This is a genomic window from Methylobacterium sp. C33D (assembly GCF_053345825.1).
Window position 1 is genome coordinate 75,908 of sequence record NZ_JBKFAV010000024.1, and the last position, 25,664, is coordinate 101,571.

The 25,664-nt window shown below is 73.0% G+C and carries 23 protein-coding genes; 13 read left to right on the forward strand and 10 right to left on the reverse strand.

Annotation, left to right across the window (positions count from 1 at the left end; all coding sequences use genetic code 11):
* Positions 1-29 precede the first annotated feature (29 nt).
* Positions 30-512: a DUF721 domain-containing protein gene (locus tag ACLBXO_RS19715; RefSeq protein WP_331315063.1), complete on the reverse strand. Its 483-nt coding sequence runs from the start codon at positions 510-512 to the stop codon at positions 30-32.
* A gap of 133 nt (positions 513-645) precedes the next feature.
* Here ACLBXO_RS19715 and mutY point away from each other — a divergent pair, with 133 nt between their 5' ends.
* Positions 646-1,989 (forward strand): A/G-specific adenine glycosylase, encoded by a 1,344-nt coding sequence (gene mutY, locus ACLBXO_RS19720; RefSeq protein ID WP_331315061.1) that lies wholly within the window; start codon positions 646-648, stop codon positions 1,987-1,989.
* 104 nt (positions 1,990-2,093) lie between these two features.
* On the opposite strand, the gene ACLBXO_RS19725 is transcribed toward mutY, so the two are convergent.
* Entirely contained in the window at positions 2,094-3,284 is a 1,191-nt protein-coding gene (locus tag ACLBXO_RS19725) for a DNA methyltransferase (RefSeq protein ID WP_447686401.1), read from the reverse strand.
* 585 nt (positions 3,285-3,869) lie between these two features.
* Here ACLBXO_RS19725 and ACLBXO_RS19730 point away from each other — a divergent pair.
* The 5 genes from ACLBXO_RS19730 (at position 3,870) to ACLBXO_RS19750 (ending at position 8,389) form a co-directional block, all read left to right on the forward strand.
* Entirely contained in the window at positions 3,870-4,220 is a 351-nt protein-coding gene (locus ACLBXO_RS19730; protein WP_012317724.1) for a septal ring lytic transglycosylase RlpA family protein, read from the forward strand.
* Positions 4,221-4,344: 124 nt separating this feature from the next.
* A complete protein-coding gene (locus ACLBXO_RS19735; protein ID WP_012317725.1) occupies positions 4,345-4,659 on the forward strand; it encodes a polyhydroxyalkanoic acid system family protein in 315 nt (104 codons plus the stop codon).
* Between the two features lie 80 nt (positions 4,660-4,739).
* Positions 4,740-4,976, forward strand: coding sequence for a hypothetical protein (locus ACLBXO_RS19740; RefSeq protein ID WP_331315058.1), 237 nt, complete (start codon positions 4,740-4,742; stop codon positions 4,974-4,976).
* Positions 4,977-5,042: 66 nt separating this feature from the next.
* Positions 5,043-6,845: an ATP-binding cassette domain-containing protein gene (locus tag ACLBXO_RS19745; RefSeq protein ID WP_447686402.1), complete on the forward strand. Its 1,803-nt coding sequence runs from the start codon at positions 5,043-5,045 to the stop codon at positions 6,843-6,845.
* 44 nt (positions 6,846-6,889) lie between these two features.
* Positions 6,890-8,389 carry a carboxypeptidase M32 gene (locus tag ACLBXO_RS19750; RefSeq protein ID WP_447686403.1) on the forward strand — a complete coding sequence of 500 codons (1,500 nt, stop codon included), beginning with the start codon at positions 6,890-6,892 and terminating at the stop codon, positions 8,387-8,389.
* A gap of 42 nt (positions 8,390-8,431) precedes the next feature.
* On the opposite strand, the gene ACLBXO_RS19755 is transcribed toward ACLBXO_RS19750, so the two are convergent.
* Complete coding sequence (locus tag ACLBXO_RS19755; RefSeq protein WP_447686404.1) at positions 8,432-11,908, reverse strand: AAA family ATPase; 3,477 nt, start codon at positions 11,906-11,908, stop codon at positions 8,432-8,434.
* Between the two features lie 22 nt (positions 11,909-11,930).
* Positions 11,931-13,169 carry a metallophosphoesterase family protein gene (locus tag ACLBXO_RS19760; RefSeq protein WP_447686405.1) on the reverse strand — a complete coding sequence of 413 codons (1,239 nt, stop codon included), beginning with the start codon at positions 13,167-13,169 and terminating at the stop codon, positions 11,931-11,933.
* Positions 13,170-13,431: 262 nt separating this feature from the next.
* Here ACLBXO_RS19760 and ACLBXO_RS19765 point away from each other — a divergent pair, with 262 nt between their 5' ends.
* Positions 13,432-14,217, forward strand: a complete 786-nt coding sequence (locus ACLBXO_RS19765; RefSeq protein WP_331315002.1) for an endonuclease/exonuclease/phosphatase family protein — start codon at positions 13,432-13,434, stop codon at positions 14,215-14,217.
* Here ACLBXO_RS19765 and ACLBXO_RS19770 read toward each other — a convergent pair.
* From ACLBXO_RS19770 to ACLBXO_RS19785, 4 genes are all read right to left on the reverse strand, one after another.
* Complete coding sequence (locus ACLBXO_RS19770) at positions 14,135-15,571, reverse strand: phospholipase D-like domain-containing protein (RefSeq protein ID WP_331315003.1); 1,437 nt, start codon at positions 15,569-15,571, stop codon at positions 14,135-14,137. The two genes, ACLBXO_RS19765 and ACLBXO_RS19770, sit on opposite strands and share 83 nt — an antisense overlap.
* A gap of 65 nt (positions 15,572-15,636) precedes the next feature.
* Positions 15,637-15,957 carry a hypothetical protein gene (locus ACLBXO_RS19775; protein WP_331315004.1) on the reverse strand — a complete coding sequence of 107 codons (321 nt, stop codon included), beginning with the start codon at positions 15,955-15,957 and terminating at the stop codon, positions 15,637-15,639.
* 127 nt (positions 15,958-16,084) lie between these two features.
* Positions 16,085-16,897 (reverse strand): enoyl-CoA hydratase, encoded by an 813-nt coding sequence (locus ACLBXO_RS19780; protein ID WP_331315005.1) that lies wholly within the window; start codon positions 16,895-16,897, stop codon positions 16,085-16,087.
* A 115-nt stretch (positions 16,898-17,012) separates the two neighbouring features.
* The gene (locus ACLBXO_RS19785) at positions 17,013-17,483 is read right to left on the reverse strand and encodes an AMP-dependent synthetase (RefSeq protein WP_447686406.1); all 471 of its coding nucleotides are present in this window, start codon (positions 17,481-17,483) and stop codon (positions 17,013-17,015) included.
* Between the two features lie 273 nt (positions 17,484-17,756).
* On the opposite strand from ACLBXO_RS19785, the gene ACLBXO_RS19790 reads away from it, so the two are divergent.
* Positions 17,757-18,170 carry a hypothetical protein gene (locus ACLBXO_RS19790; protein ID WP_331315008.1) on the forward strand — a complete coding sequence of 138 codons (414 nt, stop codon included), beginning with the start codon at positions 17,757-17,759 and terminating at the stop codon, positions 18,168-18,170.
* 25 nt (positions 18,171-18,195) lie between these two features.
* Here ACLBXO_RS19790 and ACLBXO_RS19795 read toward each other — a convergent pair whose 3' ends face one another.
* Positions 18,196-18,885 (reverse strand): uracil-DNA glycosylase, encoded by a 690-nt coding sequence (locus ACLBXO_RS19795; protein WP_447686407.1) that lies wholly within the window; start codon positions 18,883-18,885, stop codon positions 18,196-18,198.
* A gap of 284 nt (positions 18,886-19,169) precedes the next feature.
* Here ACLBXO_RS19795 and hemH point away from each other — a divergent pair, with 284 nt between their 5' ends.
* Positions 19,170-20,252, forward strand: coding sequence for a ferrochelatase (gene hemH / locus ACLBXO_RS19800; RefSeq protein ID WP_331315012.1), 1,083 nt, complete (start codon positions 19,170-19,172; stop codon positions 20,250-20,252).
* Between the two features lie 93 nt (positions 20,253-20,345).
* Positions 20,346-20,504, forward strand: coding sequence for a hypothetical protein (locus ACLBXO_RS19805; protein ID WP_012317739.1), 159 nt, complete (start codon positions 20,346-20,348; stop codon positions 20,502-20,504).
* Between the two features lie 45 nt (positions 20,505-20,549).
* Here the strand turns inward: ACLBXO_RS19805 and ACLBXO_RS19810 are convergent, their stop codons facing one another.
* Positions 20,550-21,476 carry a peptidylprolyl isomerase gene (locus ACLBXO_RS19810; RefSeq protein WP_447686408.1) on the reverse strand — a complete coding sequence of 309 codons (927 nt, stop codon included), beginning with the start codon at positions 21,474-21,476 and terminating at the stop codon, positions 20,550-20,552.
* A 260-nt stretch (positions 21,477-21,736) separates the two neighbouring features.
* Between ACLBXO_RS19810 and secA the strand changes: the two genes are divergently transcribed.
* From secA to ACLBXO_RS19825, 3 genes are all read left to right on the forward strand, one after another.
* Positions 21,737-24,628 (forward strand): preprotein translocase subunit SecA, encoded by a 2,892-nt coding sequence (secA, locus tag ACLBXO_RS19815; protein WP_331315001.1) that lies wholly within the window; start codon positions 21,737-21,739, stop codon positions 24,626-24,628.
* Between the two features lie 7 nt (positions 24,629-24,635).
* Positions 24,636-25,307 carry a dethiobiotin synthase gene (bioD, locus tag ACLBXO_RS19820; RefSeq protein WP_331315000.1) on the forward strand — a complete coding sequence of 224 codons (672 nt, stop codon included), beginning with the start codon at positions 24,636-24,638 and terminating at the stop codon, positions 25,305-25,307.
* Positions 25,308-25,420: 113 nt separating this feature from the next.
* Positions 25,421-25,664 (forward strand): KUP/HAK/KT family potassium transporter (locus tag ACLBXO_RS19825; protein ID WP_447686409.1); only part of this gene is annotated, 244 nt, incomplete at its 3' end.

The window sequence follows — 25,664 nt, forward strand, 5'->3', positions numbered from 1 at the left end:
CGTCCTGGCAAGGTGACCGAATCGACCGTTCACCGCTCCGGGCGGGTCGCCACCGCGGCGGTGCCAAGGCGGTCGAGGGCGGCGCGCAGGCCGTCATCGGCGATCCCCGCCACGGCGCGCTGCACCTCGACGGCGGCGGCCGGATCGACGCGGGCACGCGCGGGGGCCCGGCCGCCGCGCCCGACCCGGTCCTGCTGGAGGACGATCCGGGAGACGCAGGCCCAACCGTAATGGGCGTTGATCCGCTGGATCACCACCGGCGCGAGATGCTGCAACTCGAGCGCGAAGACGCCCTCGACGCGCACGACCAGCGTGCCGGATTCGGGCGTGGCGGACTCGCTCCGGCGGCGCTTCGGCCATTCCAGCTTTGACGGGCGGCAGTAGCGGGCCAGCCGCTCGCCGACGATCTCCGGCCAGGCAGCCAGGATGTCGGTCGAGGCGAATCCCTGCGCCGCGAAGGCCGGCCCGATGCAACTCTCGATCAGTTCGGCCAGCGGTTTGACGCGCGCCATGGTGGTTCCGGCCCCGTGGATCCGCGGAGGTTAGCGCAGGATGGTTGACGAAGGGAGCACGCGCCGGCGCTTTCGCCGCCCTATGATCGCCGCGGCGCTCCGGCTATGCAGCGCGACCCCTCCCGACCTGCCCATGCCGCCTCGCACATCCACGGATCCCGAAGCCGGTCCCGGACCGCGCGCCGACGACCTGCTCGCCTGGTACGACCGGCATCGGCGGGTGCTGCCCTGGCGCGCGCTCGCCGGCGCGGTGCCAGATCCCTACCGGGTCTGGCTGTCCGAGGTGATGCTGCAGCAGACCACCATCGCGGCGGTGCGGCCGTATTTCGAGCGCTTCCTGACGCGCTTCCCCGACATCTTCGCCCTGGCCGACGCCCCCGAGGAGGCGGTGATGGCGGCCTGGGCCGGCCTCGGCTACTACTCCCGCGCCCGCAATCTCCACGCCTGCGCGAAGGCGGTGGCGGCGGCCGGCGGCCGGTTCCCCGACACCGCCGAGGGCCTGCGCAAGCTCCCGGGAATCGGCGCCTACACGGCCGGCGCGATCGCCGCGATCGCGTTCGACCGGCCAGAGGCCGCCGTCGACGGCAATGTCGAGCGGGTCCTGAGCCGGGCCTACGCGGTGGAGGCCCCGCTCCCGGGCAGCCGGCCGGAGATCCGGCGCCTCACGCAGGCGCTCGTGCCGCAGGACAGGCCGGGCGACTTCGCCCAGGCGCTCATGGATCTCGGCGCGACGATCTGCACGCCGAAGCGCCCCGCCTGCGCGCTCTGCCCGTGGATGGCGCCCTGCCGTGCCCGGTCGCTCGGCACGCAGGAGACCTTCCCGCGCAAGGTCAGGGTCGCCAAGGGGGCCCTCCGCCGCGGCGCCGCCTTCGTGGCGATCCGCAGCGGCGACGAGGCGGTTCTGCTGCGGACGCGCCCGCCCGAGGGTCTGCTCGGCAACATGGCCGAGCCGCCGGGGAGCGCCTGGGAGCCGGATTACGACGTCGCCGCCGCCCTGCTGGACGCGCCCCTCGACGCGCGGTGGAAGCGCCTCCCGGGGCTCGTCCGCCACGGCTTCACGCATTTCCCCCTGGAGCTGACGGTCTTCGTGGCCCGCGTCGCGCTGGCGACGCCGGCCCCCGCCGGCACGCGCTTCACGCCGCGCAGCGCCCTCGACGACGAGCCGCTGCCCGGCCTCATGCGCAAGGTCCTGGCCCACGCCTTCGACCCGAAGCCGGAGCCGGAGAAGAAGCCGCGCGGGCGCCCCAGGAAGGAACCCCCGCCGATGCCGCTGCTGGCGGCGATGGAGGCGCCGGTCTCGATGCCGGATCCCGAGCCGCGCCCGCGCGTGCGCGCCGTCCCGAAGCCCCAGCCGAAGGCGCCGCCGGCGCCGCCGCAGGAGACGGACGAACTGTTCGAAGGCGAGGTCGAGCAACCCGTGGCTTCGGTGCGTGCCCGATCGTCGGCCCGGCGGTCGGGGCCGGCCCGGAAGCGGTAGCCGACCGTCATCGCGAGCGCAGCGAGGCGACCCAGGGCAGCGCGACATCCGAGATCGTCGCGCCGACTGAATCGCTTCGCTGCACTCGCGAGGACTGCGGCGTGTCAGCCGTTGGCCATCGCCTGCCGCAGGGCCGCCCGGTAGGTGTCGATCACCACCGGTTTGCCGCCGCGCTCGACGTGCCAGAAGGTCCAGCCGTTGCAGGCCGGGAGGCCCTGCACCAGCGCGCCGATCTTGTGGATCGAGCCGATCACGAGGCCGTTGTCGAGCTGGCCGTCCGGGCGCACCGTGGCGCGGAACCGGCGGCGCTCGTCGGTCACGGTCTCGCCGGGGCGGATGTGGCCCGCCTCGATCACCGACAGGAACGGCACCCGCGGCTCGGCGCGCTTGGTCGGCGCCACCATCAGGGCGGCCTTCGACAGCGGCTCCACGGCGGCGATTCGGTCCCGGGCCGCCTCGGCGTAGGTCGCCTCGCGCTCGATGCCGATGAAGCGGCGGCCGAGGCGCTTGGCGACGGCGCCCGTCGTGCCGGTGCCGAAGAACGGGTCGAGCACGACGTCGCCGGGATTGGTCGCGGCGAGCAGCGTCCGGGCGAGCAGGGCCTCGGGCTTCTGGGTCGGGTGGACCTTGCGGCCCTCCGCGTCCTTCAGCCTCTCCTCGCCGGTGCAGAGGGGGATGAACCAGTCCGAGCGCATCTGGAGGTCCTCGTTGCCCCCCTTCAGAACCTCGTAATGGAAGGTGTAGCCCTTCGCATCGGCCGAGCGCGAGGCCCAGATCAGGGTCTCGTGGGCGTTGGTGAAGCGCTTGCCGCGGAAGTTCGGCATCGGGTTGGCCTTGCGCCAGACGATGTCGTTGAGGATCCAGTAACCGAGATCCTGCAACGCGCTCCCGACCCGGAAGATGTTGTGGTACGAACCGATCACCCAGAGGGTCGCGTTCGGCTTCATCACGCGGCGGCAGGCGGCGAGCCAGTCCCGGGTGAAGGTGTCGTAGGCCTCGAAGGTCGCGAACTTATCCCAGTCGTCGTCGACCGCGTCGACGCGACTCTGGTCCGGGCGCAGGAGGCCGGCGTCGCCGAGCTGAAGATTGTAGGGCGGATCGGCGAACACGCAGTCGACGCTCGACGCCGGCAGGGCGTTCATGGCCGCGATGCAGTCCCCGACGAGAACCTGGTCGAGGGGTAGGGAACGCTGGGCGGGTACGAGACCCATCCGTGGCGCCGACGCGGGCCGCCCGGCACGCGAGACCTGTTTCCGGGCGACGGCGTCGGCAGCCACGGTACGCGGGGAAGCCATGGCAAACACCGGTTACGCGACTGACCGGCAGACCATGCGCCGGGTACGGTAAAGGTCACGTTGTCGTTTTCGCGTCCGGCGCGTCCCGTTCTGGGGCTGCAGATTTTGCCGACCGGACTCTCGGACAATTCACCGACAGATTAAGCAACCGTTACGCGGCATCGCCGCGTCCCCGGAACGGTGCGACAACACTCTATCTGCGCGGTTTCGGCGCGGCCGCGTCGGCCAGTCCTTCGGAACCGGCCGCACACGACAATCATCGCGGCGAGCGGGGGTCCGACCGGGCCCGCTTCCCCCTCAGCGGGACGCAGGGTCACACCCGGCGCAGGACTTGAGAAATTCATCCTAATTCTGGCGGATGCCGGCCGACATGGACAGTTCTTCGCGAATACGCGGAACAACGCGTCAATGCATCACCCGCAACAAGAGCGGAAACAAACTGAAATAAGCCCTTATGTAATCGGGATGACCAGCACGAAATCGGCTAAAATGTGGCGCGAACAGCCGGAAAATGCCTGCCATATTCCGGCCGATTTCCGACACGACTGGCGCCGCCCCGACAACAACAAAGGGAATGCGTCGAGAATGTCGTTTGGTTTCGGTAAGCTCGTTGTCTCACTCGGAATGCTGTCCACCGTCGTCGGAACAAGCCTCCCGGCCGCCGCGCAGAGCGGAGCGGCCTCCTGGTACGGGAGCGGCCATCGCACCGCCAACGGCGAGCGTTTCAACCCCAACGGACTGACCGCCGCCCATCGCAGCCTGCCGTTCGGGACCCGGGTCCGCGTCGAGAACAAGCGGACCGGCCGCTCGGTCGTCGTTCGCATCAACGACCGCGGCCCCTTCGTGCGCGGCCGGATCATCGATCTGTCGCGCGGCTCCGCCCGCGCCCTCGGCATGGGCGGCACGACCTACGTGTCGCTGCAGGTCGTTCACTGAGCCCACCCGGGCCTCGCACGTCCCGGTCCGCTCCCGCCCCGCGCGGGCGGAGCGGCCTCCGGGGCGTTGTCTGCCGGGCCCGGACGCACCATCTGCTGCCGGGTTCAGCTCGGATCACCCGCCCATGCCCAAGCCCCTCATCGTCGACATCCCGCACGACCTCGGCCGCGACGAGGCCAAGCGGCGCCTGGAGCACGGCACGGATCAGGCGCGCGCCTTCCTGGCCAAGAGCGGCATCACGGTGGACCAGCTGGCCTGGACGGGGGACCGCCTCGATTTCGGCGTCTCGGCGGTGGCACAGAAGATCGCCGGCACGATCGACGTGGGCGCGGAGAGCGTCCGCCTCGAGGTGAAGCTGCCGTTCCTCCTCGCCCTGTTCGCCGAGAAGATCCAGAAGGTGGCGAGCAAGGAGGGGAACCTCCTGCTGACGAAGAAGTAGCGCTCCGGAACCGGATCGGCCGCACTCTGTTTCCGCCGGACCGGTGCCGCTGAGCACCGTCGGTCTCGCGGAGGATAACGGTGCCCGACTACACCCTCGCCGACCCGGGGCAGGTCCCCGAGGTGCCGCCGCAGCCGACGCCGGTGCCGGACCGCCCCTACGATCCGCCGCAGGCCCCGACGCAGCCGCCCGGACCGGAGATCCCCGGGAACACCCCGGCGGAGGCGCCGGGCATCCAGCCGCCCGAGATCCCCGTCAACGATCCGGGCGTGCCGGAGATCAGCCCGCCGACGGGACCGGCCAACCCGATCGCCTGACAGCGCGCCGACCGACGGGGGCGGCTCCGTTTGAACAGGCCGCCCCACGCTGCCATAAGCCGGCCCATGGCCGCTCCCCCGCTCCTCACCCTCCAGGACGTCGCGCTCACCTTCGGCGGCACGCCGCTGATCACGAGCGCGAGCCTCGCCATCGCTCCGGGCGAGCGCACCTGCCTCGTCGGCCGGAACGGGTCGGGCAAGTCGACGCTCATGAAGATCGCCGCGGGCCTCGCGGAGCCCGACCGGGGCCGGCGATTCGTCCAGCCCGGGACGACGATCCGCTACCTCGCGCAGGAGCCCGATTTCACCGGCTTCGCCACCACCCTGGATTTCGTCGAGGCCGGCCTGCCGCCGGGCGAATCGACCCACCGCGCCCGCTACCTGCTGGAGAGCCTCGGCCTGACCGGCGCGGAGGATCCGAGCAAGCTCTCCGGCGGCGAGGGGCGCCGCACCGCGCTCGCCCAGGCGCTCGCGCCGGAGCCCGACGTGCTGCTCCTCGACGAGCCGACCAACCATCTCGACCTGCCGGCGATCGAGTGGCTCGAGACCGAGCTGAAGGGCACCCGCGCGGCCCTCGTTCTCATCAGCCACGACCGGCGGTTCCTCTCGGCCCTGTCGCGGGCCACGATCTGGCTCGACCGCGGCGAGACCCGCCGGATCGACCAGGGCTTCTCCAGCTTCGAGGCGTGGCGCGACGCCTTCTTCGAGGAGGAGGAGCGGGACCAGCACAAGCTCGACCGCAAGATCGCCGCCGAGGAGCACTGGCTGCGCTACGGCGTCACCGCGCGGCGCAAGCGCAACGTCCGCCGCCTCGGCAACCTGCACGAACTCCGGCAGAACCGCCGCGAGGTGCGCCGTCCCGTGGGCAGCGTCAGCATGCAGGCCTCGGACGCCGAATCCTCCGGGAGCCTCGTCGTCGAGGCCCGCGACATCGCGAAGAGCTACGGCGAGCGCAAGATCGTCGACGGCCTGTCCCTGCGGGTGATGCGGGGCGACCGGCTCGGCATCGTCGGGGCGAACGGCGCGGGCAAGAGCACGCTGATCAACCTGCTGATGGGCCGGCTCGCGCCGGATTCCGGGCAGGTGGTGCTCGGCACCAACCTTCTGCCGGTCGTGCTCGATCAGGCCCGCGCCGTGCTGGAGCCCGGGATGACCGTCACCGACGTGCTGACCGGCGGCCGCGGCGACAGCGTCACGGTGAACGGCCAGAGCCGCCACGTGATCGGCTACCTCAAGGACTTCCTGTTCACGCCCGAGCAGGCGCGCACGCCGGTCTCGGTGCTGTCCGGCGGCGAGCGCAACCGGCTGCTGATCGCCCGGGCCCTGGCCCAGCCGGCCAACCTCCTCGTCCTCGACGAGCCGACCAACGACCTCGACCTCGAGACCCTCGACCTGCTCCAGGAGATGCTGGGCGACTACCAGGGCACGCTGATCCTAGTCAGCCACGACCGCGACTTCCTCGACCGCGTGGTCGGCAGCGTGCTGGTCTCCGAGGGGGCGGGCCGGTGGGTCGAGTATGCCGGCGGCTACAGCGACATGCTGGTCCAGCGCGGGCAGGGCGTCGAGGCGCGGACCGTCGCGCCGAAGGCGAAGGAGCCGCGCGAGCGCGCCGCCGCCCCGGCCGCCCAGCCGGCGGGCAAGCCCAAGCTCGGCTTCAAGGACCAGCACGAATTGAAGACGCTGCCGGCCCGCATCGAGAAGCTGGAGGCGGCGATCGCCCAGCTCCGGACGATCCTCGCCGACCCCGAGCTCTACGCCCGCGACCCGGCCCGGTTCGACAAGGCCTCGACCATGCTGGCCCAGGCCGAGACGGAGCTGTCGCAGGCGGAGGACCGCTGGCTGGAACTGGAGATGCTTCAGGCGGGGTGAGAGCCGCAGCACCGCGCCGCGAGACGTACCGCATCGGAGACCGCATGACCGCCTATCAGACCCTCGAGCAGCGCTTCGCCCGGCTCGCCGCCCTGGAGGGCGCGGCCGGGATCCTCGGATGGGACGCGCAGACGCTGATGCCGGACGGCGCCGCCGAGGCCCGCGGCGACCAGCTCGCGATCCTGCGCGGGCTCGCCCACGGGATGCTCACCGCCCCCGAGGCCGCCGAGGAGCTGGCGGCGGCCGAGCGGGGCGGGGATCTCGAACCCTGGGCCGCCGCCAACCTGCGCGAGATGCGCCGCGCCCAGGCCCACGCCACCGCGGTGCCCCGCGACCTCGTCGAGGCCAGCTCCCGCGCGGTGTCCCGCTCGGAGATGGTCTGGCGCGAGGCGCGGCGCGACGCCGATTTCGCCCGCCTCGAACCCCACCTCGCCGAGGTGCTGCGGCTCCAGCGGGAGATCGGCCAGGCGAAGGGCGCGGCCCTCGGCCTCGATCCCTACGACGCGCTGCTCGACAGCTACGATCCCGGCATGCGCCGGGCGACGATCGACCCGCTCTTCGCGGACCTGACCGGCTGGCTGCCGGCCCTGATCGCCCGCGCCCGGGAAATCCAGGCGTCCCGGCCGGCGCCGCTCCCGCTCGCCGGGCCGTTCGACGTGGCGGTGCAGCGCGACCTCGGCCTGACGCTGATGGAGGCGGTGGGCTTCGACTTCACCCGCGGCCGGCTCGACATCAGCCTGCACCCGTTCTGCGGCGGCGCCACCGACGACGTGCGGATCACCACCCGCTACGACGCGGCCGATTTCGGCCGGGCGCTGATGGGCGTTCTCCACGAGACCGGGCACGCCCTCTACGAGCAGGGCCGGCCGGCGGCGTGGCGGAACCAGCCGGTCGGTGCGGCGCGGGGGATGAGCCTGCACGAGAGCCAGTCGCTCATCGTCGAGATGCAGGCCTGCCGGAGCCGCGAGTTCTTCACCTTCCTGGCGCCGCTCCTGCAGGCGGCGTTCGGGCGCTCCGGGCCGGAATGGTCGCCGGAGAACCTGCACGCGCTCAACACCCGGGTCGCGCCGGGCTTCATCCGCGTGGATGCCGACGAGGCGACCTACCCGGCCCACATCCTCCTGCGCTACCGGCTGGAGACCGCGATGATCGCGGGCGACCTCGCCGTGCGCGACCTGCCGGGGGCCTTCAACGACGGCCTGCGCGACCTCCTCGGGCTCACGGTGCCCGACGACCGGGTCGGCTGCCTCCAGGACATCCACTGGCCGAGCGGCGCCTTCGGCTATTTCCCGACCTACACGCTCGGCGCCCTGGCGGCCGCGCAGCTGTTCCGGGCGGCCCGCGCGGCCGAGCCGGCGCTGCCGGGCTGCCTCGCGCAGGGCGATTTCGGACCTCTGCGGGACTGGCTCCGCACGCATGTCCACGCGGTGGGGAGCCTGCTCGACACCGACGACCTCCTCACCCGCGCCACCGGGTCGAGGCTCGGCACGGCGGCGTTCCGGGCCCATCTGGAGGCGCGCTACTTCGGGGGCGCGGGCGCCTGATGCGCGGCGGCGGGGAGGGGACGGACCGGCCCCCTCCGTCGCCTACAGCGTCACCACGTCGACGGACTCGCCGAGCCGGTCGCGGGCGATGTCCGCGACGTGGCGGTGGTGCGTGAACAGGATCGGCTGGACCCGGGTGCCGATCGCCGCCAGCGCGTCCAGGCCGTAGCCCGTCCGGGTCTCGTCGAAGGTCGAGAACAGGTCGTCGCCGATGAAGGGGGCCGGCTCGGCGCGGCCGGCGTAATCCTCCAGATAGGCCAGCCGCAGGGCGAGATAGAGCTGGTCGCGGGTGCCCTCGCTCATGCCCTCGATCGCGACCGTGCCGCCGCCGGCACGCTGCCCGGCGAGCTTCGGCGTGTCGGCCTCGTCGTAGACCTGCGTCAGGCCGGAGTACGCGCCGCCGGTCAGGGCCGAGAACAGCGCGCCCGCCCGGGCGACGAGCGGGTCCTGCTGCCCGGCGCGGTGGCGGGCGACGGCCTGCCCAAGCATCAGCCCGGCGAGCCGCAGCACGGCCCAGGAGCGCGCCGCCGCCTGCAGATCCGCCTCCGCGGCCTTGCGCTCCGCGAGGGCCAGCTCGGCGCCGGTGCCGCCCTCCAGCTCCGCCCGCCGCCGCTCCGCCCGGTCGCGGTCCGCGAAGATGACCTGCCCGCGCTCGGCCTGCTCCTCGGCCTCGAGCGACAGCCGCACCAGCTCCGCCTCGATCGCCTCCGGGGACAGGGACTCCAGGCCGGCGCGCAGCTCGGCCTCGGGAAGCCCGTCGGCCGCGCCCGCGAGCGTGCCGCGGAGCCGCAGGCGCTCGGCGCGCAGCGCCTCCCGCGCGCTGAGGCGGCCGAACAATCGGTCGATCTCCGGCGTCGGTGCCGCGGCGAGGTCCGGCATCACCTCGGCCACCTGGCGGACGAGCGTCGCCCGCGCCGCGTCGCGCCCGTCGGCGGCGGCGCGATCGGCCGCCTCGGCGTCGTCGCGCCGGCGATCGAGCTCGGCGCGGCGCGCCTCGCGGGCCTGCGCGGCGACGAGGCGGCCGTGGAGCGCTCGGATCCCACCGGCGGGCGAGACCTCCGCGAGGTCGGGCGCCAGGGCCTCGACCAGGGCGGCGGCGGCGGCCCGGAACGCCTCCATGTCCCGGCGGATCCCGGCGGCGCGCCGCTGCAGAGCGGCCCGTTCCGCCAGCCGGTCCGGCACGCCGCGCCACGCCTCCAGCGCGCCCTCCGCCTCCTCCGGGCCGGCCGAGCCGTCGAGGCCGAGGGGCAGCAGCGCCGCCGCCCAGTCGGCCCGCCACGCGGCGCGGCGGGCGGCGGTCTCGGCGAGGCTCGCCTCCAGCCGCTCGACCGACAGTCCGGCCGCGCGCAGCAGGCCGGCGGTCTGCAGGTTGGCCTCCCAGCGACCCGCCAGGGCGGCGATCCGCGCCTCGAGCCCGTCCAGCGCGGCGGCGATCTCGAGGTCCGGCGCGGCGTCGAGGCCGGCGCGGCTGCGCAGGTCGGACAACGGTGCCCGCGCGGTCTCGATCCGCGCCAGGAGCCGCTCGGCCTCGATCCGCTGCGCGGCGAGGCGCTGCTCGGCCTCGATCAGGCTCTCCACCTCGGCGAGCCAGGCGGCCATCTCGGCCGGCGGTCCGGGCACGAGACCGGCGGGCCGCCAGGCCTCGCGCCACGCCGACTCGCCCGCCGCGATCTCCGCGGCGAGACCGGCGAGGACGTCGTCGGCCCGCGCAGCCTCCGCCTCCTCGGCGGCGAGCCTCTCCAGGTCGGCCGCGTGGGCGGCGACCCGGGCCGCGTCGGAGGCCCGCTCGTCCGCGACGCGGTCGGCCTCGAGGAGCGCGCGCTCGAAAGCCGCGATCTCGGCGACGGCGGCCGCCCGGCCGGCCGCGAGGGCGTCGCGCAGCGGCGCGAACGCCGCGTCGCGGGTCGCCCGCAAGGCGTCGAGCCGCTCGCGGGTGGCGACGGGCCGTCCGGCCTCGCGCTCGCGCAGCCGCGCCCGGGTGACCGCGACCTGCCGGCGGGCGGCGTCGCACCGGTCGGCGGCCCGCTCGTGCTCGCGGGTCTTGGCCTCGAGGCGCTGACGGTAGCGCGCCACCGTGTCGGGGGCGGGCAGGGGCGTCCGGACGAGGGCGGCGAGGTCGGGGACCGGGGGCGACAGCCGCTCGGCCTGATTGCGCAGCAGCGCGGCCTCCCGACGAATGGCGCCGTCGAGGGTGTCGCGGGCGGCGATCCACTCGTGGAGCCGGGCGAGGGGCTTCAGCGCCTCCCGGAGCGGGGTTGGATCCCGGGCCGCGTCGGCCGCCTCCACCTCGCGGGCGAGGCGCTCCCGCTCGGCGCGGGCGGCCGCGAGGTCGCGGGCGATCTGCTCCTCGGCGGCCGCCAGGGTCCGGCCGTCGCGGATCAGCCGCTCGGTCCGCGCCCGCGCGGCGTCCGGGGGCTGGCGGTCCTCCAGCGCGGCGAGATCGGGCACGCCGATGCGCGCGCGCAGCCGCTCCAGCTCCAGCCCGACCTTGTGGGCGTCGCCCTCGATGCGGGGCAGGTCGGTGCCGCCCTTCTCGAATTCCCGGGTCCCGCTGAACGCCGCCAGGATCTCGTCGGCCCGTTGGGTCAGGCCCGGCTCGACCGCGACGGCTTCGGCCTCGCCGCGGGCCCGCTCGAGCGCGGCCGCCGCCCGCTCGGCCTCGGAATCCGCGGCGCGGCACGCGTCCAGGGCGGCCCCGAGGCGGGCGATCCAGGCGGGATCCGCGTCGACGAGGTCGGTCTCGGAGGCGATGCGCCGCTCCAGCGCGTCGATCTCGGCGATGATCGGGCGGACGCGCTTGAACCGCTCCAGCCGGGCGCGCGCGACCGCGCCGGCCTTCTGCTCGGCCCGGAGCGCCTCGAGCTGGGCGGCCGCCGCGGCGATCTCGTCGTTCAGGGCGCGCCAGTCGCCGGCGCGCAGGCCGCGCTCGCGGATCGCCCGCCGGGCCGTCTCGTGGCGCTCCAGCGCCTGGTAGAAGGTCCGGTGCTTCGCCTGACGCGGGGCGAAGATGGCGTCGGCCTCCGCGTCGAGCGTCGCCTGCAGCTCCGTGAGCCCGCGCAGGCCCGAACCCGCCGCGAACAGGCTCGCGCCGACCTCGCCCTCCACGTCGACCATCTCGCGGCCCCCGGCCCGGAGGCTCGACGCGTCGAGGCCGAAGGCTCGGCAGAACACCGTCCGGGACAGGCCGCCGAGGAACGGGGCGAGCGCGTCGTCGGCGATCGGCGCGTCGGCGGCGTCGATGAGGGTGCGGCTGTTGCCCTTCCGGCGGCGGAACGTCAGCCGGCGGCCGTCGGCGGCGGCGATCTCCGCGCCGAGGCGCAGCTGCGGCATGTCGTGCAGGAAGGCGTAGGGCGTGGTCTTCCCGAAGCCGAACAGCAGGTCGGTGACCGCCGCCAGTGCGGTGCTCTTGCCGGCCTCGTTGGCGCCCAGCACCACGTGGAGGCGCGCGTCCGGCCGGAACGCGACGGTGCGGTCCGTGAAGGCGCCGTAGCGCTCCAGGGCGAGGCGGATCAGGCGCATCGGGGGTCCATTAGCGCGCGACTCAGCAGTGCCGGCCGCCGAGGCGCCCGAGGACGAGGGCCTCGGCCTCGGCGCAGAGCGCGTCGAACTCGGCGTCGAGGTCGGCCTCGGCGGCCGCCGTCCCCGGCATCCGGCCGCCGATCTCGGCCAGCGCCGCCTTCGCCCGGGCGCGGAACTCCGGGTCGCGGTCGAGGTCGGCGAGCAGGGCCGCGGGGTCGATGGCGGCGCCGGTCGGCTCCGCCGCGGCGCGCGGGCGGCGGGTCTCGATCTTCAGGCGCTCCAGCCAGATGTCCTCGTGCAGCCGGTGCGCGGCCGCCTGGATCTCGGCCGTCAGGGTCTCGCGATCGGCCGCGAGGGCGTCGTGGGCCCGGGTGGTCCCGGATAGGTGGACGCGAACCAGGAGCAGCCGGCGCGCCGCGGTCGCGGCCAGGGGCCTCAGCGCCGCCTCGACGGCCTCGACGGCGCCGCGCGCGTCGGTCACCGCCGCGAGGTCGACCGTGACCTGCTCGAACCGCGCCCGGTCGAGGGGCAGGCGGCTGACGCCGGTCACCCGCCCGTCGGCGACATCGACCACGACGGCGCCCTTCTCGCCGCACTCGCGCACGCTCCGGCCCTGGAGATTCCCCGGGAACACGATCCAGGGATCCCGGGACAGCTCCGCGTACTCGTGGATGTGACCGAGCGCCCAGTACTCGTAGCCCCGGGCCGCGAGGTCGGCGACCGAGCAGGGGGCGTAGGTCTCGTGGGCGGCGTGGCCGGTGCAGGAGGTGTGCAGGACGCCGAGGTTGAACCAGCCCGGCACGGCGGCCGGATAGGTCAGCGAGAGGTTCTCCTCCACCGCCCGGCCCTGGAAGCTGCGCCCGTGGACCGCGACGCGGAGCACGTCGAGGCGCAGGGTGCCGGCGCGGGCGGTCGGGAAGACGTGCACGGAGGCCGGCAGCGTGATCGAGCGCGTGATGACGCTCTCGGCGTCGTGGTTGCCGCGCACGAGGATCGTCGGGATGCCGGCGCGGTCGAGGCGCGCCACCTGCCGGGCGAAGAACAGGCCGATCGTGGTGTCGGCCCAGTCGCCGTCGTAGACGTCGCCCGCCACCACCACGAACGCGACCGACCGCTCGATCGCGTGGCTCACCAGATCCTCGAAGGCCTGCCGGCTCGCCGCGGCGAGGCGCCGGGCCAGATCCGCGTCGCGCGCGGCGAGCCCCGAAAGCGGGCTGCCGAGGTGCAGGTCGGCGGCATGGATGAAGCTGAACGCCGTCATGGCCTCCGGACGGGATCGGTGGGATCGCGGTGGGCGCCATCCGCGGAGCGGCCGGCATCGCCTTGCGGGCTCTTAGGCCGCCGACCGGGTCGGCCTCAAGCGGCGCCCGGCGATGGGCTGTGGGGCGGGCGGGTCGGACCGCGACCCGGCCGGCCGCGGCACGCCCGGGTCCGGCGCGAGCGCGGTCGAACGTCCCGGCTCCGGGCGCGTTAGAGCGTGGCGGTGGCGGGAGCGCCGCGCGTTGAGGTACGAGACCGGCCCGATGAATCCTGCTGCACGCCCGGCCCGCTCCGTCCCCGCACCGTCAGCCGTCACGCCGATCCGCCCCGCCGAGCGGCCGCACCAGCCCTTCAAGATCGTGAGCTGGAACCTGCTGCGGCGCACCGGCGCGGCGGTGGACGACGTCGCCGCCCTGGTGGCGCAGGAGAAGCCAGACCTGCTGCTGATGCAGGAGGCGACCCGTGCCATCGGCTTCCTGCTGGACCGGATCGGCGGCCACTACGCCTGGGCGCCCCTGCCGGGCCGGATCCACGGGCTCGCCATGTGGAGCCCGAAGCCCTGGGCGGCCCCGCCCCGGGTCATCGCGCTGCCGTCCGGCGCCCTCGTGCACCGAGTCTGCCAGATCCTCGATCTCGGCGAGTTCGGCGTGGCCAACGTCCACCTGTCGCACGGTCAGATGCTGAACCGGCGCCAGCTCCGCCGCATCGTCAGCGAGCTGCCGCCGCGGGCGGCCGTGCTCGGCGACTACAACATCGTCGGCCCGGCGCTGATCCCGGGCTTCCGCGACGTCGGGCCGCGGCAATCGACCCACGCGATGGTCGAGGTCCTGCCGCTGCGCCTCGACCGCTGCCTCGCCCGCGGGCTCGTCTGCCACGCGCACGCGGTGCTGCCGCGGGGGCGCTCCGATCACCGGCCGATCGTCGTCCATCTGGGCCCGGCGCCGGAGGCGCACGCCCCCGCCCGGTTCAAAGGTATGGCAGCAGCAGTCGCACGCCTGCGTCGCGCAGACGGATCGGCAGGACGCGCGCGGCGAGATCCTCCCGGCTGAGCCGCGCCTGCATCTTGCCGCGCATGAACCGGTCGAGGTCGGCCGCGAGCTCCGCGTCGATGATCTCGACGTTCAGCTCGAAGTTGAGCCGGAAGCTGCGCATGTCCCAGTTGGCGCTGCCGACGAAGCACCAGACGTCGTCGACCACCATCGCCTTGGAATGGTCGAAGGGCGGCTCGTCGAGCCAGACGTTCACGCCGGCCCGCAGCAGCGGGTCGAGATGCGCCCGGGTCGCCCAGTCGATGTACGGGTGGTCGCTGACCCGCGGGATGATCACGTCGACGGTGATGCCCCGGGTCGCGGCCTGGGCGAGGGCGCCGGTCACCAGCTCGTCGGGCAGGAAGTAGGGCGTCACGAAGCGCACCGACCGGCGCGCGCAGGCCAGCGCCTGGAGGATGACCTGCTCGATCTTCTCGACGTCCGCGTCCGGGCCGGAGGTCACCGCCCGGGCGACGCTCGGTCCGCACGGCTCGAGGTCGACGAACCACGGGGGGCCGTCGAGGATCTCGCCGTCCACGAAGGCCCAGTCGGCCGCGAAGGCGACGGCGAGCTGCTCGACCACGGGGCCGGTCATCCGGAAATGGGTGTCGCGGATCGGGTGCTCGGGCTTCAGGGCGACGCGGTTCGGGTGGGAGATGTTGAGGCCGCCGGTGAAGGCGGTCCGCCCGTCGATGACCAGCAGCTTCTTGTGCGAGCGCAGGTTGAGGAAGGGCATCCGCCAGGGGAGGGCGGAGTGCATGAACAGGGCCGCCGGCACCCCGGCGGCCGTCAGCCGCCGGTAGACCGGCGCCCGGAAGTAGCCGCCGCCGATCCCGTCGATGATGACGCGGACCTTCACGCCCCGGGCCTGCGCCTCGACCAGCGCGTCGCAGAACGCGCCGCCGGTGGCGTCGTCCCGGAAGATGTAGCTCGACAGACCGATGCTGGTCCGGGCCTCGCGGATCGCCGCGAGCATCACCGGGTAGGCCGCGTCGCCGTTGCGGAACATCTGCACGGTGTTGCCCGCGAAGGCCGGCAGGCCGGTGATCCGGCGGATCGCGCGGTCGAGGGGCCAGAGCGCCTCCGGCACCACGGCGTCGTCGGTGTCGGGCAGCTGCGTCGCGTCGGAGGGCTTGGTCCGCAGCCGCCGCGCGCGGCGCGAGACGCGGTTGATGCCGAAGGTCAGGTACAGGGCGGTGCCGAAGATCGGCGACAGCCACGCGAGCCCGATCCAGCCCACCGCCACGCTGACCCGGCGCTTGCGCAGCAGGGCGTGCAGGGTGACGCCGATCGCCAGCGCGAAGCCGATCAGGGCCTCGACATCCGACCGCATCAGGGCGGTCGACTGGACCCAGCGGGTGATCGCGTTTTCCAAGGTGAGGCTATCCGGGTTCGCGTCGGGAGGCGCCGGATCGACCTAAAGCCCGTGCGCCGGGGGGATCAATCCGCCGGCTTGGCCGGATGCGCAATGGGTGCGGCGGCCGCGGCGGCCGCGGGCCGCTCGCAGCGATAGGGTCCGCTGCCGTCGAGGGCCCCGTACAGGACCCGGCCGCCGGAGGCGATGCAGCGCGCCTTGGCCTCGGCGTAGGGCCGGTGGAAGCTCCAGATGGTGATCATCGGCCCGATCGTCGCGATGCAGACGCCGCCGAAGATCACGGCGGCGGCCCAGGTCGCGCCGTTGCGGTTCGGCCGCGGCGGGCGCGGCGGCGGCATCGTGCCGTAGAAGGACAGCGTCAGACCGAGCAGGTCGAGGGTGCTCATCAGCCGTTCCGCGTTGCGGCGCCGAGCCCGGCAGGATCGGACAGACCCTGATCCTAGGGCAGGGCGGCGCCATCACCTACGCGCCGCGCGCCGAACGGCCTGCGTCGTATCGCGCCAGGAGGCCGGCTCACGGCTCCCAGCGGGGCGGCCGCTTGCCCAGGAAGGCGTCGATCCCCTCCTGCGCGTCGGCCATCATCATGTTCCGGACCATGACCTCGGCCGTGTAGCCGTAGGCGTCCTCCAGGCCCATCTCGATCTGCCGGCCGAACGCCTCCTTGCCGATCGCCAGGACGCGCCGGGCCTTCCCGGCGATCCGGGCCGCGAGGGCGCCCACCGCCGCGTCGAGCTCCGCCTGCGGCACGGCGCGGTTGACGAGGCCGATCCGCACGGCCTCAGCGGCGTCGATCGGCTCGCCGACCAGCAGCATCTCCAGGGCGGCCTTGCGCGACACGGCCCGCGACAGGGCGACCATCGGGGTCGAGCAGAACAGTCCGATCTGAACACCGGGCGTGGCGAAGCGGGCGTCTTCGGCGCAGACGGCGAGATCGCAGGTGGCGACGAGCTGGCACCCGGCGGCGGTGGCGATCCCGTGCACCCGGGCGATCACCGGCTGCGGCAGGCGCGTGAGGCTCAGCATCAGCCGGGCGCAGGTGCGGAAGACCGCCTCGGTGGCTTCGCGGGACGGGTCGGCGCGCATCTCCTTGAGGTCGTGGCCGGCGCAGAAGGCGGGGCCGGCGCCCTGCAGGATCACGACGCGCACGGACGGATCCGCGCGGATCGCGTCGAGCTGGGCCAGGAGAGCGCCCATCAGGGCCATCGACAGGGCGTTGCGGGCCTGCGGCCGGTTCAGCGTCAGCGTCGCGACCCCGTCGGCGTCGCTGCGCAGCAGCACCGGCGCCTCCGGGCTGGCGGCTGGGGCCGTGGCAAGGGCTGCGGACATGGCGGCGTCTCCCGGCGCCGGCCTCCCTGGCGCGGGGCCGGTCGCGTCGCCGGACGGTAGCACGCCGATCTCAGGTTCGCGACGCCGCGACCTGCTGTCGGCGGTGAGGAGGCTGTCAGGCCTGCTCGGCCAGGGCGAGGTCGAGGCTCGCGTAGTCGGCGCCCGGACCGTTCCACCACACCGCCGGATAGGCGGCGAGCCGGCCCATCACGCCGGCATAGGCGTCGGCGAGCGCCGTATCGACCACCACCAGCGCGGCGTCCGACGCGGACAGGCTGTCGGCCAGCGCCTGGTCGCGGCCGGCGCAGTCGAGGCAGACGACGCGCAGGCCGAGGCGGGTGAGGCCGAGGCGCATGGCCTCCGCCTGCCCGAGATCCTGAACCATGAGCGCGACGGTTTGACCGGCCCGCAGGCCCTCGCCCCAGGCCCAGCGCGAGAAGCGGTGCGGACAGACCGCGGCGACCGGGACGGCCGGCCCGACACGCCGCTCCGCGCTGGCGGCTCCTTGCGCGCCCGGCCGGGCGCGCCGGTCGGCGTCTCGAGCCGGGAGAGGGATGGAGGCCGCCGGGGATTGGACGCCGTACATGCGATGCGGACCGCCTGAATTTGGACACACTGCAGGCCCTGGCGTGACGCGAGCAGGTTAACACTCTCTCACGCGCCGGCGTTCCGTGGAAAAACGACCGCTTTTTCGTCGGCGCGCGGGCCGGCCGACTGGGCCTATGGCCAACGGGCCGTGAACGGGGACGGCCGAATTGCCCGCATCTTCGGTCGCATTGGCGCGCGCGCGGGTCCGGCCTATGTCCCGCCCGCCAGAGGCCGCCCGCCAGAGGCTGCCCCGATCGAGGAACCGCCGCGCATGCGCTCCACAACGACCCGGATCTCCCTCCTCGCCGCCGCCACGCTCGCGGCCCTGCCGGCGCAGGCGCAGATCCGGAACGCCCCGGCACCCCGGGCCCTGGAATTCGCCGCCTACATCTTCGCGGCGTCGAATGTCTGCGGCTATCGGATCGGCAGCGACCAGTTCGAGGCCCTGCTGGCGAAGCAGAACGTGCAGATCGCCGATGTTCAGCCGCGGGGTCCGTTCGGCAACCGGGTGCAGACGATGTTCACGCTGATGTCGAATCAGATGGCGCAGAACCGCGACCAGGCCTGCATCGCGGTCGCGGGGGAGTACGGGCCCGAGGGAACGGTGGCCAAGAACGTCCTCCTGCCCGCGGGCCAGGAACCTGCCGCGCCCGCAAAGCCCGCCGCGCCCGCGAAGCCGCAATAGGTCACGCCCGGAAGCGCGACCGGCCTCAGCCGAGGCGCCAGTCGATCGGCCGGCACCCGCGCGTCGCGAGCCACTGGTTGGCCCGGCCGAACGGGTCGGAACCGGGAAAATCCCGGGCGCGGTTGAGCGGCGAGGGGTGTCCGCTCTCGAACACGCCGTGGCGGGTGGCGTCGATCAGCGCGGCCCTGGCCCGCGCCTGGGCGCCCCAGAGCAGGAACACCGCGGGCTCCGGACGCGCCGCGACGGCGCGCACCGCCGCGTCGGTCAGCGCGGCCCAGCCGTAGCGCAGATGCGCCCCGGCCTTGCCGGCCTCGACGGTGAGCGCGCTGTTGAGCAGCAGCACGCCCTGCCGCGCCCAGGGCGTCAGGTCGCCGCCCGCGGCGCGGTCGGAGCCCGCCTCCGCCAGGATCACCTTCAGCGAGGCGGGGAGGCGGCCGGCGCCCACGAACGAGAAGGCGAGACCGTTGGCGTCCCCCGGGGTCGGGTACGGATCCTGCCCGAGGATGACGACGCGCACTTCCTGAAGCGGGGTCTCGGACAGGGCGCGGAAGATCCGGTCCGGCGCGGGCAGCACGCGCGCGCCCGCGGCGATTCGCGCATCGACCCGCGCCGCCACGGCGTCGGCCTCCCCGTCGGCGAAGAAGGGCAGGCCGAGCCACGACGAGCCGGAGGCGCGGAAGGCGGTGAGGGCGTCGGCGACGGGCGTGTCGATCATGGTCTCTCGCGGTCGGATCCCCCGCGCAGATAGGGGGCGGGCGGGCGCCGTCATGGGCGCGGCGGTTGCGGCCGGGAGCCGCCCGTGTTTAGGGACGGGGGTCGAGCGTGCCGCCGATCGCGGTGCGGCATCGCGCGTCCGGTCTTCGCAGGGCGGCTTCGCACCCTACATGGAAGCGCACCCGACGGAGTTTTAAGCCTCCGGCCCGGTTCAGGCGAACGCGCCGGCCGCCGGATGTCGGAAACCAGAGGAAGGATCTCGGCGCGCGGCGCCGGAACGCTGCCATGAACGAACGCGTCGAACCCGCCGCGCTGGCGAATGGCCGGCCCCTCGCACCGCTGCAGCCCGCGTCGGATACCCTTCCGGCCGACCACCCGAAGGTCGCCTGGGGCCGCGTCGGTGTGCTCCTGATGAATCTCGGGACGCCCGAGGGCACGTCCTACTGGCCGATGCGCCGGTACCTCAAGGAGTTCCTGTCGGACCGCCGGGTGATCGAGGTGCCCCGGCTGATCTGGTGGCCGCTCCTCAACCTGATCATCCTGACGAAGCGCCCCGGGCCGAAGGGCCGCGACTACGCCAGCGTCTGGAACAACGCGCTCAACGAGGGGCCGCTGAAGACGATCACCCGCGGCCAGTGCGAGCGCCTGCAGGCGGCCATGGGCGAGTCCGTGGTCGTCGACTGGGCGATGCGCTACGGCAAGCCCGAGGTCGCCGGCCGGATCCAGGCGCTGCTCGATCAGGGCTGCGACCGCATCCTGCTGGTGCCGCTCTACCCGCAATACGCCGCCGCGACCTCGGCCACGGCCTGCGACCAAGCCTTCCGGGCGCTGATGGACATGCGCTGGCAGCCCACCGTCCGCGTCTCGCCGCCCTATCACGACGACCCGGTCTACATCGCCGCCATGGCCGATTCGATCCGCGAGGGTCTGGCCAAGCTCGACTTCGAGCCGGAGGTGATCCTCACCTCGTTCCACGGCGTGCCGCGGAGCTATCTGCTCAAGGGCGACCCGTACCATTGCCAGTGCCACAAGACCGGGCGGCTGATCCGCGAGGCGCTGGGCCTGTCGCCGGACAAGATGCGCGTGACCTTCCAGTCGCGCTTCGGCAACGAGGAGTGGCTGAAGCCCTACACCGACGAGACCGTGATGGAACTCGCGAAGTCGGGCGTGAAGCGGATGGCGATCGTCGCCCCGGGCTTCACGGCGGACTGCCTGGAGACCCTCGAGGAGCTCGACGGCGAGAACCGCCACTATTTCGAGGAGAACGGCGGCGAGCGCTTCGCCTACATCCCCTGCCTGAACGACAGCGACCTCGGCATGCGGGTGATCGAGCACGTCGTCCGCCGCGAGCTCCAGGGCTGGATCTGAGATCCCGGCCGGGCTGCCGCTTGCGGCGCGGCCCGGCCCGCCTATTATTTTCCTAAGCCGAACGGGCCCCTCGGTTCGGCGCGGGAGGATCACATGGCGTTCTTCATCGGCATCGCGTGCCCGTGGCTGCTGATCGCGGTGCTCGACAGGATCGCCGAGGGGCGCCGCAGCGCCGAACTCTCGGCGCTCGGGATCACGCCCCAGCCGGCGCCGGCGCAGTCCAGCTACCTCGTTCCCGATCGGCCGTACTGACGACGCGGCGCGGCCCCCGGGGCCGCGCCGGTCAGTCTCAGACCGTCACTTCTTCGGCTCGGGCGCGGTCTGCGCGGCCGGGGGCGCGTCGGCGCGGTCGATCTTGGCCTCCGAGCGGAGCTTCAGGATCATGTCCTGCTGCGCCTTGCGGATCAGGTGCTGGTCGATCTGCTCCTTGAGCTCGTCGAAGGTCGGCTGCGGCTTGGTCCGCTTCTCCTCGACCTTGATCACGTGCCAGCCGAACTGGGTCTTGATCGGGTCGGACACCTGGCCGGGCTTCATCGCAAAGGCGGCGTTGGCGAAGTCGGGCACCATCCGCTCCTTGGTAAACCAGCCGAGATCGCCGCCCTCGGCCTTCGAGCCCGGATCCTTCGACGCCTCGGCGGCGACCTTGGCGAAATCCTCGCCGCCCTTGATCCGCGCGGCGATCTTCTTGGCCTCGGCCTCGTTGTCCACGAGGATGTGGCGCGCGTGCACCTCCTCCTCGGGCTTCATCAGCTTGACGGTCTGGTCGTAGATCGCGTGCTCCGCCTCGGGCGTGACCGCGCGCTTGGCCTCCTGCTCCAGGTAGTCGTCGAGCAGGAGCTTGTCGCGGAAGTAGGCGAGCTTGCGCTTGAACTCAGGCGTGTCGCCGATCTTGGCGGCCTCGGCGGCCTGCGCGCCGACGCGCAGGTCGACCATGTAGTCGACGAGCAGGTTCTTCTTCTGGGCCTCGTCGACGCCGGGCAGCGACAGGGCCGGGTCGTCGGCCGCGATGGCGAGGTCGCCCTGCGTGATCGGCTTGCCGTTCACGCTCGCCACGACCGCGTCCGCGCTCGGCGCCGCGGCCGGGGCCGCCGCGGGGGAAGCGGCGGCCGGCGTGCCGGCGGCCGGGGTCGGGGCCTTCTGGGGCGCCTGGGCCAGCGCCAGTCCCGGCATCGCGATCATGACGGCGAGCGCGCTGACGCGCCGGAGAAGGGCGGTGTTCGGCATACGGGCGAAGTCCTCGGCTCACGTCTCGGCGGCGCGCCGGATCGGCCGGGGCCGCGCCGCGGCACAGGTGGCCCGCGTCGGGCGAGAAGGCAAGCGCGGCCATTTCACCGGTGCCGGAACCGTGACCGTACCGGCATGCGTTGAGGGCTGCCCCTTCCAGGTGCGCCGGGCGATGTTTACCTCTATAAGCCCGGCCAACTCCGTCCAGGCCGGCCCGCCACGCTCACCCGTGGGCGGGCTCGCGCGTCCGCAGGTCCACGATGCTCGGCTCCATCGCCAAGAAGATTTTCGGCTCCTCGAACGACCGCCGCGTCAAGGGCTACCGCCCGCGCGTCGCGCAGATCAACGCGCTGGAACCGGAGATCCAGGCCCTCTCGGACGAGGCCCTGCGCGCCCGCACCGACATGCTGAAGGCCGAACTCGCCAACGGCAAGAGCCTCGACGACATCCTCGTGCCGGCCTTCGCCACGGTGCGCGAGGCGGCCAAGCGCGTCTTCGGCCAGCGCCACTTCGACGTGCAGCTCATCGGCGGCATGGTGCTCCACGAGGGCGGCATCGCCGAGATGAAGACTGGCGAGGGCAAGACCCTGGTGGCGACGCTGCCGGTCTACCTCAACGCCCTGGAGGGCAAGGGCGTCCACGTCGTGACCGTGAACGACTACCTCGCCTCGCGCGACGCCGAGTGGATGGGTCAGGTCTACCGGTTCCTGGGCCTCTCCGTCGGCACGATCGTGCACGGCCTCGACGATGCGCAGCGCAAGGACGCCTATGCCTGCGACATCACCTACGGCACCAACAACGAGTACGGGTTCGACTACCTGCGCGACAACATGAAGTACGAGATGTCCCAGCTGGCGCAGCGGGGGCACAACTTCGCGATCGTCGACGAGGTCGATTCGATCCTGATCGACGAGGCGCGCACGCCGCTGATCATCTCCGGTCCGGTCGACGACCGGTCGGAACTCTACGTGGCGGTCGACGCGCTGATGCCGCGCCTGCGCAAGGAGTTCTACGACCTCGACGAGAAGCAGCGCACGGTCTCGCTGACCGAGGAGGGCAACGAGTTCATCGAGGAGGCGATGCGGGAGGCGGGCCTCCTGAAGGAGGGCGACCTCTACGACGCCCACAACGTCACGCTGGTCCACCACGTGAACCAGGCGCTTCGCGCCCACACGCTGTTCACCCGCGACAAGGACTACATCGTCAAGAACGACGAGGTGGTGATCATCGACGAGTTCACCGGCCGCATGATGCAGGGCCGGCGCTACTCGGAGGGGCTGCACCAGGCGCTCGAGGCCAAGGAGCGGGTCACGATCCAGCCCGAGAACCAGACGCTCGCTTCGATCACCTTCCAGAACTACTTCCGCCTGTACAAGAAGCTCGCCGGCATGACCGGCACGGCCTCCACCGAGGCCGACGAGTTCGCCGAGATCTACAAGCTCGACGTGGTCGACATCCCGACCAACAAGGAGGTCGAGCGCGTCGACGAGGACGACGAGGTCTACCGGACGGTCGGCGAGAAGTACGAGGGCATCATCGCCGAGATCGACAAGGCGCATGCGCGCCACCAGCCGATCCTGGTCGGCACCGGCTCGATCGAGAAGTCGGAGCACCTCGCCGAGATGCTCAAGAAGGCCGGCTACAGCCTGCTCGACTATTCCGACCCGAACGCGCTGACCGACGTCTACGCCGCCGCCCGCGAGGGCCGGGTGACCAAGCGCTTCGCCGTGCTGAACGCCCGCTTCCACGAGCAGGAGGCCTACATCGTGGCCGAGGCGGGCGTGCCGGGCGCGATCACCATCGCCACCAACATGGCCGGCCGCGGCACCGACATCAAACTCGGCGGCAACCTCGAGATGCGGATCGAGAAGGAGCTGGGGCACCTCGCCGATGGTCCGGAGCGCGACGCCGCCATCGCGGCGATCAAGGCGGAGATCGCCGAGAACCGCACCAAGGTGCTGGCGTCCGGCGAGCCGGCCGATCCGGAGGCGGGTCGCAAGAAGGCGCTGCCCGGCGGCCTCTACATCATCGGCACCGAGCGCCACGAATCGCGGCGCATCGACAACCAGCTCCGCGGCCGCTCCGGCCGCCAGGGCGATCCCGGCCGCTCGAAGTTCTACCTGTCGCTTCAGGACGACCTGATGCGGATCTTCGGCTCCGACCGCATGGACGGGATGTTGCAGAAACTCGGCCTGGAGCAGGGCGAGGCGATCATCCACCCCTGGATCAACAAGGCCATCGAGAAGGCGCAGCAGAAGGTCGAGGCGCGCAACTTCGACATGCGCAAGAACGTGCTCAAGTACGACAACGTCATGAACGACCAGCGCAAGGTCGTGTTCGAGCAGCGCCGCGACTTCATGGGCCAGGACAGCGTCCGCGAGACCGTGGACGAGATGCGCGAGGGCGTGATCGACGATCTCGTCACCCGGCACATCCCGGAGAACGCCTACGCCGAGCAGTGGGACGTCGCCGGCCTGCGCGAGCAGGTAAAGGACATCCTGAACCTCGACGTGCCGGTCGAGGATTGGGCCAAGGAGGAGGGCATCGCCGACGAGGAGATGCGCGAGCGCCTGCTCAAGGCGGCCGAGGCGGCCTACGCCGAACGGACCGAGAAGAACGGCGCCGAGGTCACGGCCTATATCGAGAAGCAGGTCCTGCTGCAGACGCTCGACCATCTCTGGCGCGAGCACCTCGTGACGCTGGACCACCTCCGGCAGGTGATCGGCTGGCGCGGCTTCGCCCAGCGCGACCCGCTGAACGAGTACAAGTCCGAGGCCTTCGACCTGTTCAACGGGCTCGTGACCGCCCTGCGCGAGCAGGTCACCGCGCAGCTCTCGCGAGTCGAGATCATGATGCAGGAGCCGCCGGCGGACTACCCGGCCGGCGGTCCGGCGCTGCCGCCGATGTTCGCCCAGCATCTCGACCCGGTCACCGGCGAGAACGAGATGGACTACGCCGGCCTCGGCTCGGGCAGCGACGGCGGCGGGGGCCCGGCCTACGGCTTCGCCGCCCAGGGCCTCGCGGCCGACGGCGCCGTGCTGGAGCGCGATCCGACCGACGCCGCCACCTGGGGCCGCGTCGGCCGCAACGAGCCGTGCCCCTGCGGCTCGGGCAAGAAGTACAAGCACTGCCACGGCACCCTCCAGGCCTGAGGCGGCGATGCCGGCGCGGGCTCTGTTCATCGCCGGGGCGGGAACCGAGATCGGCAAGACCTACGTCACCGCCGCCCTGACCCGGCGCCTGCAGGCGCAGGGACGGGCGGTGCGGACGGTGAAGCCGCTCGCGAGCGGTGTCCCGCCTCTCAGCGATCCCGGCTTCATCGAGAGCGACACAGCCCGGTTGCTGGACGCGCAGGGCCTCGCCCTGGACGAGGAGGCCGTGGAGGCCTGCTCGCCGTGGCGGTTCTCGGCACCGCTCTCGCCCGATCAGGCCGCCGTGCTGGAGGGGCGATCCCTGGACCTGGCCGACCTCGTCGGCTGGTGCCGCGATGAGATCGCCCGCACCGACGGCACGCTGCTGATCGAGGGCGTCGGCGGCCTCATGAGCCCGGTCACCGAGGCCGCCACCGGCCTGGACTGGCTGCGGGCCCTCGGCCTGCCGGCGCTGCTCGTGTCCGGGAGCTATCTCGGGGCGATCAGCCACGCGCTCACCGCCTGCGAGACCCTGCGCTTCCACGGCGTGACGCTGCGCGCCGTGGCGGTCAGCGAGAGCCCGGGCGCTCCGGCCCCCGCCGCGACCGTGGCCGCCGCGATCGCGCGGCATGCCGGGGCACCCGTCGTCTACCTGCGGCGCGGTGACGCCTGCCCGGACGAGCTGGCCGCCCTGATCTGAGCGCCATCGCGCCGTTGCTGGACGGCGCGGCCGCTGCCCCTAGCTTCACCGCTGCGGCGTCGCTTCCGGTTCCCGAATCGTCGGGGCCGGGTGGCGCCCTGGGGAGCCCTGCGGTGAGTCAGACCCTTGCGCCGGCCGCGAGTCCCCGACCCGATACCGGCACGGTCGACGCGGAAGCGGCGCGCGACCGGCTCCGGCCGGCCCTCGTCCTGGGCGCGCTGGGGGTGGTCTACGGCGACATCGGCACGAGCCCGCTCTACGCGTTCAAGGAGGCCGTGAAGGCCGCGACCAGCGGCGGCGCCTCGGTGCCGGCCGCCGCCACCGGCGCGGTGTCGCTGATCCTGTGGTCGCTGATCC